At 42.3% G+C, this 15,569-nt stretch carries 6 protein-coding genes; all 6 read left to right on the top strand.

The window, feature by feature from the left end:
- Positions 1 to 506 precede the first annotated feature (506 nt).
- Complete coding sequence (locus tag HWQ58_RS18635) at positions 507 to 887, top strand: DUF3102 domain-containing protein (protein ID WP_292865668.1); 381 nt, start codon at positions 507 to 509, stop codon at positions 885 to 887.
- On the top strand, positions 829 to 1,521 hold the full coding sequence (locus HWQ58_RS18630) for a hypothetical protein (RefSeq protein WP_292865665.1): 693 nt from the start codon (positions 829 to 831) through the stop codon (positions 1,519 to 1,521). The genes HWQ58_RS18635 and HWQ58_RS18630 overlap by 59 nt, the downstream gene beginning before the upstream one ends.
- A gap of 493 nt (positions 1,522 to 2,014) precedes the next feature.
- The gene (locus HWQ58_RS18625; protein ID WP_292865662.1) at positions 2,015 to 8,587 is read left to right on the top strand and encodes a non-ribosomal peptide synthetase; all 6,573 of its coding nucleotides are present in this window, start codon (positions 2,015 to 2,017) and stop codon (positions 8,585 to 8,587) included.
- Between the two features lie 24 nt (positions 8,588 to 8,611).
- The gene (locus tag HWQ58_RS18620; protein WP_292865659.1) at positions 8,612 to 8,902 is read left to right on the top strand and encodes a hypothetical protein; all 291 of its coding nucleotides are present in this window, start codon (positions 8,612 to 8,614) and stop codon (positions 8,900 to 8,902) included.
- Positions 8,903 to 8,950: 48 nt separating this feature from the next.
- Positions 8,951 to 9,607 carry a cupin-like domain-containing protein gene (locus HWQ58_RS18615; protein WP_292865657.1) on the top strand — a complete coding sequence of 219 codons (657 nt, stop codon included), beginning with the start codon at positions 8,951 to 8,953 and terminating at the stop codon, positions 9,605 to 9,607.
- Positions 9,608 to 9,642: 35 nt separating this feature from the next.
- Positions 9,643 to 15,543, top strand: coding sequence for a type I polyketide synthase (locus tag HWQ58_RS18610; protein ID WP_292865654.1), 5,901 nt, complete (start codon positions 9,643 to 9,645; stop codon positions 15,541 to 15,543).
- Positions 15,544 to 15,569: the final 26 nt, after the last annotated feature.

Here is a 15,569-nt window from a genome sequence, read left to right as displayed (position 1 = left end):
AATCATAAAGCAAAAAGGTTCTTCCTGATTCACAAGATTTTCTGCTGCAAAACTAATAGACATCTGCGATCGCATCCACTCCTCAGACCAGTATAAAGGTGAATGGGATCGCAAGTTGCTATGATTAAACTTCCTACGTAGACCGACACCAAAGGGTGATGTTTTGACTTGCTAAATTTACTTAATAACAAAGATTATCATTAATTTTAGAAAATATCAAGCTACTTACTTAACGTCTTCCCTCATCCTTGTCCTTCTTGAGCGTGATTATTCTTCTTGTATGAAAAACCATGTCCAAAAGGGGAATGGGGAGCAGAGGTCTAAGGCAGTAAGTCTTTCCTCTCTGCCTTAGACCTCTGCCTCTTGTGCCCTATGCCGCTTTCAATAAATTTATTTCTACATTTAGACATATTGACAAAAAACACTTAGTTTCAAACTTTCACAGATGAGAATAAACTTATAGTTAACTATGATAAATTTTATGTAGAAAGTAGTCTAGACAAATTGTGAGCAAGTTAAAAAAACAGAGCCAAGTAGTCACTGGCTTCGACTATGAAATTTTGGATTCTGAACAGCGAATTGTTGTTCAGCAACGAACAGGAGAAATTAAGGAGCGCTTACGGCGTTCAGCACAGGATATTTGGGAAATTGGTCAGAAGCTGGCCCAGGTGCGTTCTCGGCTCAAACACGGACAGTTTGAGACTTGGCTGAAAGCTGAGTTTGGTTGGAGCCGACGGACAGCTTACAATTTTATTAATGTTTATGAAGCATTAGCTGAACCTGCAAATCTTGCACAATATAGATATTGCCACATCTGCGCTCTACCTTTTGGCAGCACCATCAACTCCAAAAAACGTCCGCGAGGAAATTCTGCAACGTGCTCATAAAGGCGAAACTTTAACTCATAAGAGTATTCGTCAAGTAATTGAGGACGATAAATCGCAGTCTATCTCTGCTCCTGCTTTACCTAAGCTACCACAGCCTCTGATTTCTAAGCTAGAGATTGTGACTATAATTCCCAACCAGGTAGTTAAAGCTGAAACACCAGCTTTAGAAGTTACTGTAGCAAAAGCTACCTCAGTTTCGCCTGTTGTTGTGAATCCTGATGAAATTCAGTCGGGTTGGTTTTTATTGGAAAAGCAACATTTTCTGTTCTGTGGCGATACAGCTTCACCACAATTTATCGAACGCATACCCTTTGCTGCTCTTGCCATTGCCATTACCTCCGATGATTGGGATCATGATTGGTTAATTGAACGGGCGAAGACTGTGATTATCTTTCCTGAATCAGATTTAAAGGAGCAGTTGATTGAACAGCTAATCAAGATGTTTTCGGCATCTGGGGACACAGTAATTTTTCCCTGGCTACCAAGTAAGGATATGATCGAAATCGCTCATCAGCTAAATCGGCGAGTTTTTGCGGGAGATCCTAGTCTTGAACGTTGTCGTCAGGCGATGCCTGCGGCGAGCTACGCCTACGCACAGTGCCAATTAACAACTGAGCCATTAGACTATCCTTAGACTACGGAATTTCATCTTCAGCCAAAGTCAGGTCGTTGAAAGCAGTTAGCTTTTTCCAGCCGTTGACATCTATCAAAAGTCATAGAATATTTTAGTAATAGTCTAGAACGACACATATTTCCAATATTGATAATTATTCGCTATTAATTACAGGATTGCCAAATACCACAATCCCTAGTAATCTAAGAAAGTCTAAATGAAAATTACTAGCAATATAGAAGCTTGTATGGCTTACTTACTAACTTCGCCCTGTCTTACCTAAAGCAACATTCAGGTCTATTCAAGAGTTTTCCCAATTGAGTTAAAAAATTCTGTAAAAGCAGCACTTTGAGCGACAAAGAGTTGTGACTGTTTGATGTTTGCTGTATTTAAGTAGATTTTTAAACTAAGATACCCACAAAAACTGACTTAAACCCTTGTTCAGTCAGGAGTGAGTATGAGGTTAATTTTGCCACTATTGTTTGCGTGCATCTGAATTACCTGAGGCATAATAATGAGTCAATTTCTCAATAAAATTCCAGAAATTCTCCCTCAGTGTGCGACTATCGTTGATATTCTGCGCGATCGCAGCTGCAAGATGCCACACACACAAGCATTCACTTTCCTTGAAGATGGAGAGACTCAGGAATTAACTCTGACTTACCATGAATTGGATCGGCGCAGTCGGGCTGTAGCAGCTCAACTCCAAGCTCTTGGTTTGAGTGGGAAACGTGCCATATTACTGTATCCTCCTGGACTGGATTACTTAAGCGCATTTTTCGGTTGTCTATATGCTGGGGTAGTGGCGATTCCAGCTTATCCGCCTTCCAATCAACGTAAAACGCCCAGAATACAAGCTATTAGCACAGATGCACAGGCAAGTGTTGCTCTCACCACAACAGCAATGCTCCCCACATTACAATCAATACTCACACTCCTAACAAAACAGGGAAATTTTCGCTGGCTGACAACTGACAACATCGTACAGGGTCTAGAAGATTCTTGGCAGCAACCTGCAATTAATGCGGATACCCTAGCTTTTCTGCAATATACATCAGGTTCTACAGGCACACCAAAGGGAGTCATGCTCAGTCATGGCAATCTGCTGCACAACGCCGCTGTAACTTACCAAATGATGGAACATTCACCCAGCAGCAAGTTTGTATCCTGGCTGCCTGTTTACCATGATATGGGGTTGATTGGTGGGATTTTGCAACCCTTGTATGGTGCTTTTCCTTGTATCTTAATGTCTCCAGCATCTTTTTTACAACGACCTTACCGCTGGTTACAAGCTATATCTCACTACAAAGGCACAACGAGTGGTGGCCCCAACTTTGCTTATGAACAATGTATTCAAAGGATTACTCAAGAACAAAAAGAAACTCTCGACTTAAGTAGTTGGAGTGTTGCGTTTAATGGTGCTGAACCAGTCCGACAAGATACTCTTGAGAAGTTTGCAACCACCTTTGCAGAGTGTGGCTTTCGTGCAGAAGCATTCTACCCCTGTTACGGCATGGCGGAAGCAACTTTGATAGTTTCTGGTGGGATCAAAACAGCCTTAGCCCAAGTAAAAACTGTAGAGAAATCGGCACTTTCGCAGAACCAGATAGTTGAAGCAAATGCCCAGAGTCAAGATATCCAAACCTTTGTCAGTTGTGGTCAAACTATTCCTCAACAGCAGATTGTCATTGTTAATTCTGAAACACTAACTCGCTGTTCATCAGATGAAGTTGGGGAAATCTGGGTATCTGGACTGAGCGTAGGTCAGGGTTATTGGAATCGAACAGAAGAAACAGAGCAAACATTCCACGCCTATCTGAAAGACACAAAAGAAGGGACATTTTTACGGACTGGTGACTTAGGCTTTTTGGACAATAGTGAGCTTTTCATTACAGGTAGAGTAAAAGATTTAATTATTATTCGTGGTCGCAATCTTTACCCACAAGATATAGAATTAACCGCCGAATTCAGTCATCCATCCTTACGTTCCGGTGCTAATGCAGCATTTACAGTAGAGGTGAACAACGAAGAAAGGCTAGTAATAGTACAAGAATTAGAGTTTCGCGCCAAGCCAAATTTAGCAGAAGTAGCTAGTGCAATTCGGCAAGGAATCGCCCAAGAACATGAAGTACAAGTTTATGGTGTAGTTTTAATTAAACCAGGTAGTATACCTAAAACTTCTAGCGGTAAGATTCAACGTCGTGCAACTCGCACTCAGTTTCAAAATGGCGAACTGAATATAGTTGAAAGTGACATTCTCAAAATTAGTGATATTGCGAGAAACGAAACTCAATTACAGCGTTCTGAACTGTTGGCACTTTCCTCAAGGGAGTGTCAACCAGTTTTAGAATCATATCTGATTGAACTCTTGGGGCGAGTACTTTCAATTGCAACAGATGATATTAATCCCGAAGAACCATTAAGCACGCTGGGACTTGATTCCTTAAAAGTATTTGAGTTGAAAAACCGGATTGAGCTTGATTTAGAAGTAGAAGTATCGGTAGCAGATTTTTTTGAAGGGATGAGTGGGCGATCGCTCATCACCAAAATACTGGCTCAAATGACAGCAGAAGCTTTCATCCGCTCAAAGTCTCTTAGCCAAGTTCAGCCAGCTGAAGTATATCCCCTATCTTTTGCCCAGCAGAGACTATGGTTCCTCGACCGATTAGAACCAGGCAACCCAGCTTACAATATTTCCTTAGCTGTTAATCTCAAAGGTCAGCTTGACATTAGTTTACTAGAACAAAGTCTGAATGAAATTATCCGGCGACATGAGACTTTAAGAACCACATTTACAACAGTCAACGGACAGCCAGTACAAATTATTGCATCTTCCCTAAAATTATCTTTATCAGTAATAAATATAGAATTACAGAGCAATGTTGCAGTTCAAAAATTATTGACTCAAGAAAGTCAACGACCTTTTGACCTAACGCACGAGCCATTATTACGTGCTAAACTTTTGCGCCTAGCACAGCAAGAGCATATTCTTTTGCTAGAGATGCACCACATCATCTCTGATGGCTGGTCTACTGAAGTCTTTTTACAAGAGATTGCATTACTTTACAAAGCATTTTTAACCAGAAGTGCTTCACCTTTAGCGGAAATCTCGATCCAATACAAAGACTTTGCACATTGGCAGCGGCAATGGCTACAAGGGGAAATCCTCCAAACTCAACTCTCTTATTGGAAGCAACAACTTGAGGGTATACCAGCGGCATTAAAACTACCTACTGACCGGCCACGACCGACGGTGCAAACTTCACACGGCGCTCAACAATCTATCGAGTTGTCCGAAGCAGTCATTAAGGAACTGAAGGCGATCGCTCGTCAAGAGGGCGTAACTCTGTTCATGTTGCTATTGGCAGCATTTCAGACTTTTCTCTATCGTTATACAGGACAAGATGATATTGCTGTCGGAACACCTGTCGCTAACCGCAATCGTGATGAAGTAAAAGGGTTGATTGGCTTTTTTGTCAATACTTTAGTACTACGTACAGATATGAGCAGCAACCCGACTTTTGCTGAGTTGCTGACGCGGGTAAAAAAGGTCGCTTTAGGAGCTTACACACACCAGGATTTGCCCTTTGACCAACTAGTAGAAGCAGTGCAACCAGAGCGGGATACAAGTCGGACGCCGCTGTTTCAAGTGATGTTCAATGTCCAAGATTACTCGCAGTTACCAGAAATACCTGGTTTGGCATTGAGGTTGTTAAAAATAGAAACAGAAACAGCGCAGTTTGATTTGAGCCTGTCTATTGAAATTACAGAGCAAGAAGTGGGGGCATCCTTCTATTACAATACTGACCTATTTGATGATGCTACCATTACTCGAATGCTGAGGCATTTTCAGAATTTACTCTCAGGCATTGCTGCTCATCCTCAAACTCGGCTATCCGACTTACCACTATTGAGCACGGCAGATCGTCAGGAGTTACTACAACTTAGTAGGAATCAATCTCCAATTCCAAATTCCTCCGAACAATGCATTCATCAACTGTTTGAGGCACAGGTAGAACGGACACCAAATGCGATCGCAGTGGTATTTCAAAACCAGCATTTAACTTACACAGAATTGAACCAGCGTGCGAATCAGCTAGCACATTATCTAAAAGCCCTTGCAGTTGGGCCAGAAGTGCGAGTTGGTATTTGTATACAGCGCTCTTTAGAGATGGCGATCGGACTCTTGGCGATCCTCAAAGCTGGAGGTGCGTATGTGCCTCTAGATCCTGCTTATCCAAAAGAACGTCTCGCTTTAATCTTGAGAGATGCTCAGGTGTCAGTCCTTCTGACCCTGCAATCACTGGTAGCTGTTCTGCCTGCACTTCAGTCACAAGTCGTGTGCCTTGATACAAACAAGAGCGCTATAGCCGAAGAAAGCCAGGAAAATCTTATCAATCAGACCCAACCAGAAAACCTTGTCTATATTATTTACACCTCTGGCTCCACGGGAACTCCCAAGGGCGTGACTATTCAGCATCGCTCTTTGGCGAGTTATGCCGAAATTGCCTGTTTAGAATACGAACTAGAAGCAAGCGATAGAGTGCTGCAATTTGCTTCCATCAGCTTTGATGCTGCTGCAGAAGAAATCTTTCCCTGTCTGATCTGTGGTGCTACTCTCATACTGCGTACAGATGAGATGTTAAGTTCGACGCCTCAATTTTTACAGCATTGTCGTGATTGGGGGATAACAGTCCTAGATTTGCCTACCGCCTTTTGGCATCAAGTTACCGCTGAATTAGCAACAGCCAATTTGGCACTTCCCGATTCTCTGCGATTAGCGATCATTGGTGGCGAAAAAGCCAATAGAAAACACCTGACAACATGGCAGCAGCAGGTTGGTCAACGAGTACGCCTTGTCAACACCTACGGGCCTACAGAAACAACGATTGTAGCTACACTGTGTGACTTATCAGTATCGACAGCGGACGAAGTGCCGATTGGCAAACCTATTCCCCAAGTCCAAACCTACATCCTCGATCCTTATCTACAACTCGTACCTGTAGGAACTCCTGGTGAATTGTACATTGGAGGTGTCGGTGTTGCTCGAGGCTACCTCAACCGACCAGACTTAACAGCAGAAAAGTTTATTCCTAACCCCTACAGTTCAAAACCTGGGGAGCGTCTTTATCAGACAGGCGACTTAGTTAGCTACCTCAGCAATGGCAACCTGGAATTTCTCGGACGCATCGATCATCAAGTCAAGATTCGGGGTTTCCGCATTGAATTAGGAGAAATAGAAGCTTTACTAAATCAACACCCAAGCGTTCGGGAAGCGGTGGTTGTTGCTCACAATGACGACTTAGACCATCAGCGCTTGATTGCTTATATTGTCGGACAGTATCAACTGGAAACGATAGAAGCGTTAGACATTCAGCAAACCTTGCAGTGGCAAAGTGTTTTTGATAGCCTCTATAAAAAGTTTGATACCACTCAACACTCCGGCTTCTATATCAAAGGTTGGGAAAGCAGCTATACAGGGGCATCTATCCCAGACGAAGAAGTGCGCGAGTGGATGGAGCAAACCACCGGGCGCATCTTGGCTTTGCAGCCCAATCGGGTTTTAGAAATCGGTTGTGGGGGTAGCGGCCTTATGGTTTTGAGCATTGCGCCTCATTGCCAACAGTACTGGGCAACAGACCCATCACAAAATGCCCTCCAAGTTCTCCAACAGCAGTTAGACACCCTAGAACAGCCATTAGCAGGAGTCACACTCAGCCAGAGAAGCGCTTCAGATTTTGACGATGTGGCAGAGAATAGCTTTGATGCGGTGTTAATTGTCTCTGTGGCTCAGTACTTCCCAAGCATTGACTATTTGCTACAGGTTCTGGAAAAAGCAGTCAATGCTGTAGAACCAGGTGGCTTCATTTTTCTAGGAGATATTCGCAGTCTGCCTTTATTGGAAGCATTCCACGCCTCAGTTCAACTTTATCGGGCATCAGAAACTCTCTCTAGAGAAACATTGCAACAGCGTGTGCAAAAACAGTTGTTCGAGGAAAAACAATTAGTCATCGATCCCGCTTTCTTTACTGCCCTCAAACAGCATCTACCTAAAATTAGTCATGTTGATATTTTGCTAGAGCGTGGTTGTTCCCAGAATGAATTAACCAAATTCCGTTATGATGTCATTCTCCATGTGGACGATAAAGCACCTTCAACAACGGAAATCAGCTGGCTCGATTGGAACAAAGAAGATTTAACCCTATCCTCAGTCTGCCGCATCTTAGGAGAAACTGCGCCCCAATTTTTAGGTCTTACTGGTGTACCGAATGCCCGTGTGATTGCAGACCTTCAGCTCGTGCAGTGGTTGGGAAATAGTGAGGCAACAGAAACTGTAGGCGAGATTAAGCAGGTTTTAAGCTCCCTTGAAAATCAAGGCGTAGAGCCAGAAGTCTTCTGGGCATTAGAAAAAGACTTCCCTTACTCAGTCCAAATTACTTGGTCAGGTAATGGTGCAGGCGATCGCTATGACGTGATCTTCACGCACTCTATACCTAATGCTACTCAGTATTTCTGTTTGCCTGCTACTGTACCTGCTTCATCCCGTCCTTGGCACGATTACGCTAATACTCCCTGGCAAGGAAGCTTAGTGCGTGAACGAGTACCTCAACTCCGAGATTTCCTCAGAGAAAAACTACCTGAATACATGGTGCCAACGGCTTTTATATTCTTAGACGCACTCCCTTTGACCCCCAATGGCAAGGTAAATCGTCGCGTTTTACCGTTGCCAGAAAGTTACTCTACCCACAACAACCTTTATGTGGCTCCCGAAACAGAGCTACAGCAGACCATTGCTAGTACGTGGCAAACAGTACTCGGTGTTGAAAAAGTTAGTATTAACGATAACTTTTTCGATTTAGGCGGTCATTCTTTACTGATTTCTCAGGTAAACGCGCAACTACGAGAACAACTGCAACGCGATATCTCAGTAGTAGAAATGTTTCAATATCCTAGTATCAGTTTGTTGGCAAAACATCTTAGTCAAGAACAGCCAAAACAACATTCCTTTAAAGAGATCCATAACCGATCTGAAAAACAGAAATTGGCTCTAAACCGACAAAAGCAAACTCGTAAGTCACGTAAATAAGTAAAAAGGACTCTCCGCAAAACTATGCAAATAGCAAATTTGACTACTACTTTGCACTCATTTATTTTTGGGGTTCCAATTATTCTTGTCTCAAGTTTTGTGACATTTATATTTATTTTAATAATACTGATAAGTGCATATTTACTGAAGAGAATATTACTCAAAAATCAACGTAAGTTAATATGGACACCAATTGATTATATTGAGCGTCGCAGCAATCTATCATACGAAGAATTTGTTAAAGAGTATGCATCTATTGGCAAGCCAGTCATTATTACTGATATAGTTAAAAATTGGAAAGCTTCAGCAAAGTAGACTTTAAATTTCTTCAGAGATAAATATGGGTCAGTAAAAACTGATGGTGTGAGAGATAGAAATAATGGAACTAATATATCAATAACTATTGCGGATTATATAGATTATCTAGAGAAAGGTGATACCGAACAATCACTCTACCTTTTCGACTTTCATATGTTTGAACATCCAGAGCTTTACGAAGATTGCGAAGTTCCAGTTTATTGCCATAATTTATTAGAAACTTTCCCAGAAGAACTGTTTAATAAATATGGGTTTCAACAATATATCTATCTTATTATAGGTCGTAAAGAGTCATCAGTAGGGCTTCACATTGATTCGTTTTGTACACAAGGATGGCTAGCAGGAATTTATGGACAGAAGCGATTAATCTTAATACCACCCGATCAACAAGAATTTGTCTACGATGGGGAAGTTGATGCTTTTAAACCAGATTTAGAAAAATTTCCATTGTATACCAATGTAACACCAGTGGAATTTATCCTAACTCCAGGAGAACTTTTATATATTCCGTCTATGTGGTGGCATCAAGCGGAAAACCTTGAAACCACGATTGCTTTGGGCATAAACACAGTCAATGAGTGGAATTTCGAGATGGTTTTACATGCGGCAAATGAGGTAAATCCAATAATAGGTAATATTTTAGGGTTGTTGTTGGAATTTCCTTGGTTGGGTAAAGTTGTAGTGGCTAGTCGTTTGCTCTAAGAAAATGTGTAATTTAATGAGGTAAGATAGGAGTAATGAATAGTTACGAATCAATACAAGAAATTGCAATTATTGGCATATCAGGACGTTTTCCCGGTGCTAATAGTATTAAAAGTTTTTGGGAAAATTTATGCTCTGGAGTAGAATCAATATCTACTTTTACAGATGCAGAATTACTTGATGCTGGAATTGACCCAGAATTACTTAATAATCCTAGTTATGTAAAAAGCCTTGCTGTCTTAAAAAATGTAGATTTATTTGATGCTTCATTCTTCAGCTTTAACCCTAAAGAAGCAGAAATTACAGACCCACAGCATCGTTTATTTTTGGAGTGTGCATGGGAGGCATTAGAAAATGCTGGCTATGATTCCCAACGTTGCGAAAGCCGGATTGGAGTTTATGCTGGTGCTAGTTCAAATAATTATTTATCATTGGATTTAAAGAGCGATCGCGCTTCATTAGCTAGCATTTTTCAAAAAGGAATTGGTAACGATAAAGATTTCCTAGCGACTCGCGTTTCCTATAAATTAAATCTTACAGGCCCAAGTCTGACAGTACAAACTGCTTGTTCTACTTCCTTAGTTGCAACTTCTCTAGCTTGCCAAAGTCTATTAAATTACCAATGCGATATGGCTTTAGCGGGGGGAGTATCGATTAATATTCTCCAAAAAACAGGGTATTTGTATCAAGAAGGCGGTGTTCTATCACCTGACGGCCACTGTCGCGCCTTTGATGCTAAAGCCAAGGGAACGATTATTGGTAATGGTGTAGGAATTGTAGTTTTGAAGCGGTTGTCTGAGGCGATCGCCGATGGTGACAATATATATGCTGTAATTAAAGGTAGTGCTATCAATAACGATGGTTCTGGTAAAATCGGTTATACAGCACCCAGTGTAAACGGACAAGCAGATGTAGTCGCAGAAGCACTGGCTTTGGCTGGGGTGGAACCTGAAACCATTAGCTATATAGAAGCTCACGGTTCAGGAACTGTCTTAGGCGATCCGATTGAAATTTCTGCTTTAACCAATGTGTTTCGTGAAAGTACAGATAAAAAGAGATTTTGTGCAATCGGTTCAGTGAAAACGAATATTGGTCATTTGGATGCAGCAGCAGGAGTTACAAGTTTAATCAAAACTGTTTTGGCTCTCAAACATCAACAAATACCCCCCAGCTTAAATTTTGAAGAACCGAATCCACAAATTGATTTTGCCAACAGTCCTTTTTACGTCAACACCAAGCTGAGGGAATGGAAAACTACTCATACCCCTCGCCGTGCAGGTGTGAGTTCTTTGGGTATAGGTGGGACTAATGCTCACGTAATTTTAGAACAAGCTCCAATCCTGCCAAAATCTAGCCCTTCTCGTCCTTGGCAGTTATTAGTACTTTCAGCCAAAACAGACACAGCATTAAAAAGCGCTACTGTCAATCTGGTAGATTTCCTCAAACAGCATCCTGATTTAAACCTCGCAGATGTTGCTTACACCTTGCAGTGTGGACGACAAGCTTTTGAGTATCGGCAGACAGTTGTTTGTCAAGATATTGCAGATGCGATCGCTGCACTTGAAGATCCAAAGCGCTTACTTGTCAATGTTCAACAAACTGAAGAACGTTCCCTAGCCTTCATGTTTCCAGGGCTTGGTACTCAATATGTCAATATGGCTCTTGAACTTTACCAAGTTGAACTGACATTTCGCCAACAAATTGACTATTGTTGTGAATTTCTCAAACCGCTTGTTAATCAAGATTTGCGAGATATCCTGTATCCCAGTAGAAACAGTGAGAATGACAGTCAGCAAAAACAAAATACTTTTGCTGCTGGGTTAGATTTGCGAAAAATGTTAGGTCGTGGCGTCGAACAAACAGATGTAGCCACTGAAAAACTCAATCAAACCGCTCTGACTCAGCCAGCTGTTTTTGTGATTGAGTACGCCTTGGCCCAGTTGTGGATGTCATGGGGAATTCGTCCTAGAGCAATGATTGGCTACAGCATCGGTGAATACGTTGCGGCTACATTGGCAGGGGTGTTGTCTGTTGAAGATGCTCTGACTCTTGTCGCTAAAAGAGCGCAAATGATTCAGGAATTACCAAGTGGCGCAATGTTGGCTGTCCCCCTTTCAGAAGAAGAGGTGCGTCCGCTGTTGAATGAGAATCTTTGTTTGTCAGCAATCAACGGTTCGCAACAGTGCGTAATTGCTGGCGTCATAGAGGCTGTGGATGAATTAGAAAGCAAGTTGACTCAAAGGGGATTAGCCTGTCGGCGTTTGCAAACTTCCCATGCTTTTCATTCAAACATGATGGATGCGATCGCACAAGCCTTCACCGACTTGGTAAAAACTGTCAGTCTCCAGCCACCCAAAATTCCCTATTTATCTAATGTCACGGGAACCTGGATTACAGCCGCCGAAGCTACAGATCCCACATACTGGGCAAGGCATCTATGCGAAACTGTGCGTTTTGCAGATGGAGTTCAACAATTGTGGAAAAAACAAAATCCGATTCTGTTGGAGGTGGGATCGGGACAGACACTGAGCAGCTTAGCTTTACAGTGTTTGGATAACGGCTCCTCTACAGATCAAGTTATACTGCCCTCGCTCCGGCATTCCTACGAGCGACAGCCAGATTTGGCTTTCTTACTTAAGACATTAGGTCAGTTGTGGCTCTCAGGAGTCCAGATTGATTGGTCGGGTTTTTATGCCAATGAGCGCCGTCATCGCCTTCCCTTACCAACTTATCCCTTTGAGCGCCAACGTTACTGGATTGAACTACAACAACCATTACCCTCAGCCAGACAGATCCACCCAAGACCAACAGCATCAGAGCTTTGGAAATCTCTAGTAGAGGCTGCTCAGATGCAAGCGATTCAAGGGAGCTTGGAATTTGACGATCAAACTTATCGAGCAAACAAACAATGGTTAGATCGTTTATGTACTGCTTACATGAGCCTTGCCCTGAAGCGTTTAGGTGCATTTAGCGATCTAGCTAAAAAGTATTCTATTGAGGAATTATTTGAGCAATGTTCTATTATTCCTAAATACCGTGAATTGTTGTGTAGGTGGCTGGAAGTACTGGTAGAGCAAGGTCAGTTACACCAAGAGGAAGGCCTATTTACCAACTTTTTATCATCATCAACAGACCATATCCACACTATTCTAGAAGAAGTCAGAGTCAGATGGGCAGATACACCTCAAGATATAAACCTGATCCAGATATTTGGTGAAAATCTGGTAGCTGTGCTTACTGGTCAAAAAGAACCATTGGAGTTGCATGTTGCTACATTAGTCAAGGAAGGAGAAATTTCTCGACAATACTTGCCCTCTGAGGTTTACTTAAGAAGCATTATGCGGGCAATGGTGGAAAAGCTGGCAATGGCTTTACCCGCAGACGTGAATCTAAGAATTTTAGAAATCGGCGGTGGAACTGGGATCGCCACGGTGGAATTGCTACCTGTGTTATCGTCCCAGCAAACAAACTATACTTTTACCGATGTGGGCGGTTTTTTTGTCAAAGAAGCCAAAAATAAGTTTAGTGCGTATCCTTTTGTCCAATATGGCTTACTAGACATCGAGCGATCGCCTCAAGACCAGGGGTACAATAGCCACAGCTTTGACGTAGTGGTAGCTGTCAATGTATTGCACATAGCCCGCAACATCAAAGAAACCCTTCAGTATGTTCACTCTTTATTAGCTCCTGGAGGCTTCTTACTGCTCTGGGAGATCACTCAACCTAGACCAGAGTCGGACATGATTGATGCTCTAATCATGAATCCCATAGAAGATGAAAAAGGCAGCCGCAACATGGCTAATCCATTTTTATCAAAAGAGCAGTGGCAGGAAGCACTAAACTCCTGTGGTTTTATTGAGGTGGCAGCTTTCTCTGAATTTGAAGCCTTTGGGGAACATGTCTTTATTGCTCAGGCTTCTTCGTCAACAGCATTATCAGCACCAGCAGCATTTACAGCTTTAGTCGATCAAAAAGATGTTGACAAGATGCCTCAAGTCTTGTCAGATAAAAAGCCGGACATTGCTGACTGGTTCTATATCCCATCCTGGAAACGCTCAATGCCGCCCCAGCCTTTTAAATTGACTCAGCCAAGATGCTGGTTAGTATTTCTCGATGAGTGCGGCTTGGGTGCCCAAATAGTGAAGCGACTCAAACTTGAGAACCAGAATGTTATTACTGTCAAGATGGGAGAGCAATTTCGTAGCGAGAGCAAATCTTCTACAGATGGACTTGATCAACACGTATATACGATCAATCCTCAGCAACGGGATGACTACAACACCCTACTCAAAGAACTTTGCACCCTGGACTTGACCCCAAAAATAATTGTTTATTTATGGAGTGTTACACCACCTGATCATATAAAATTAGGACTTGAATCGGTAGACTCTCAAAATTTAGACTTTTACAGCTTGCTATTTCTAGCGCAGGCAATTGGAGAACAAAATCTTACAGATTCCCTTGAAATTGGAATCGTGTCAAATAATATGCAGGAATTAACAGGTGAAGAGGTGCTGTCTCCAGAGAAAGCACTAGTTCTCGGGCCCTGTAAAATGATTCCGATAGAGTACCCAAATATAAACTGTCGTAGTATTGATGTCGTTATTCCCGAACTAGAAAGTTGGCAAGGGGATAAACTAGTAGACCAGCTACTGACAGAACTCACTACTCAACCATCTGATCAGATTATCGCCTACCGTGGCAATCATCGCTGGGTACAGACCTTTGAGCCAATCCGACTGCATAAAACTGTTGAAGGAAAACCACGCTTAAACCAAGGGGGAGTCTATCTGATTACGGGTGGATTAGGAGGCGTTGGTCTACTACTGGCCGAGTATCTGGCACAGACTGTAAAAGCAAAACTGGTACTGACTGGGCGTTCAGCTTTTCCCGATCGCAACAAGTGGTTACAATGGCTATCCACTCATGATGAATCCGACAGCATCAGCTGTAAAATCCGAAAATTACAAGCGATCGAGGCGTTGGGTGCAGAGGTATTGGTAGTCAGCGCCGATGTTGCCAACCTTGAACAAATGTCGGCTGCGATCGCTCAGGCCAATCATCAATTTGGTCAGATTCATGGGGTGATTCATGCCGCAGTAGTTCCAGGGGGAGGTCTTATTCAACTAAAAACGAAAGCAGCAGCAGCAAATGCTCTTGCACCGAAAGTTAAGGGAACACGAATCCTCGATATTCTCTTTAAGAATGCCAAACTGGATTTCTTTGTACTCTGTTCATCAAGTAGTACATTTCAACCTGTAGTGGGTATGGTAGACTACATTGCTGAAAATGCCTTTATTGACGCGTTCGCTCACTACAGTGTCTCTAAATACGGCAACTTTACCAGAGCCATTGACTGGGATAGATGGAGCAATTTAGGAACGGCAGTAGCCGTTGAAGCACAGTATAGGGCAATAACAAAGAAAGAGATTGCGCCAGGAATGAGACCAGAAGAAGGCATTGAGGCATTTAGACGGATTCTGTTCAGTAGCACGGTGCCTCAGATAGTTGTATTAACCCAGGATTTACTAACTGAGGTTGAACAGAAATTTTCCTTAGAAGTCCTAGAGAAGACCAACATATCTAAATCAGCACACCAAAGACCCCAACTGAAAAATGCTTATGTTGCTCCTACCAGTCAGAGCGAGTCTAGGGTTGCTGATATCTATCAAGAATTACTAGGGATTGAGCAGGTAGGCATTCATGACAACTTCTTCGAGTTAGGAGGAGACTCCTTAATAGGAACCGTATTAATTTCTCAGCTTCGTAAAAATTTCCAGATAGAACTATCTGTTCGTTCTCTCTTTGAAGCACCAACTGTCGCCGAGTTAGCTTTGGTTATTGAAGAAATTTTCATAGAAGAGTTGGAAGGGTTATCTGAAGACGAAATTAATACAACTAGGGAAAGAAATACAACTGCCGACATGCAATTGTAAAACTATAGCAATTCTAAATGAATTAT

The sequence above is a fragment of the Nostoc sp. LPT genome, assembly GCF_017115165.1.
In the GTDB taxonomy this organism is placed as follows: Bacteria; Cyanobacteriota; Cyanobacteriia; order Cyanobacteriales; family Nostocaceae; genus Nostoc.
The sequence above is the reverse complement of the archived record's forward strand: the minus strand, read 5'-3'. Positions and strand labels throughout refer to the sequence as shown.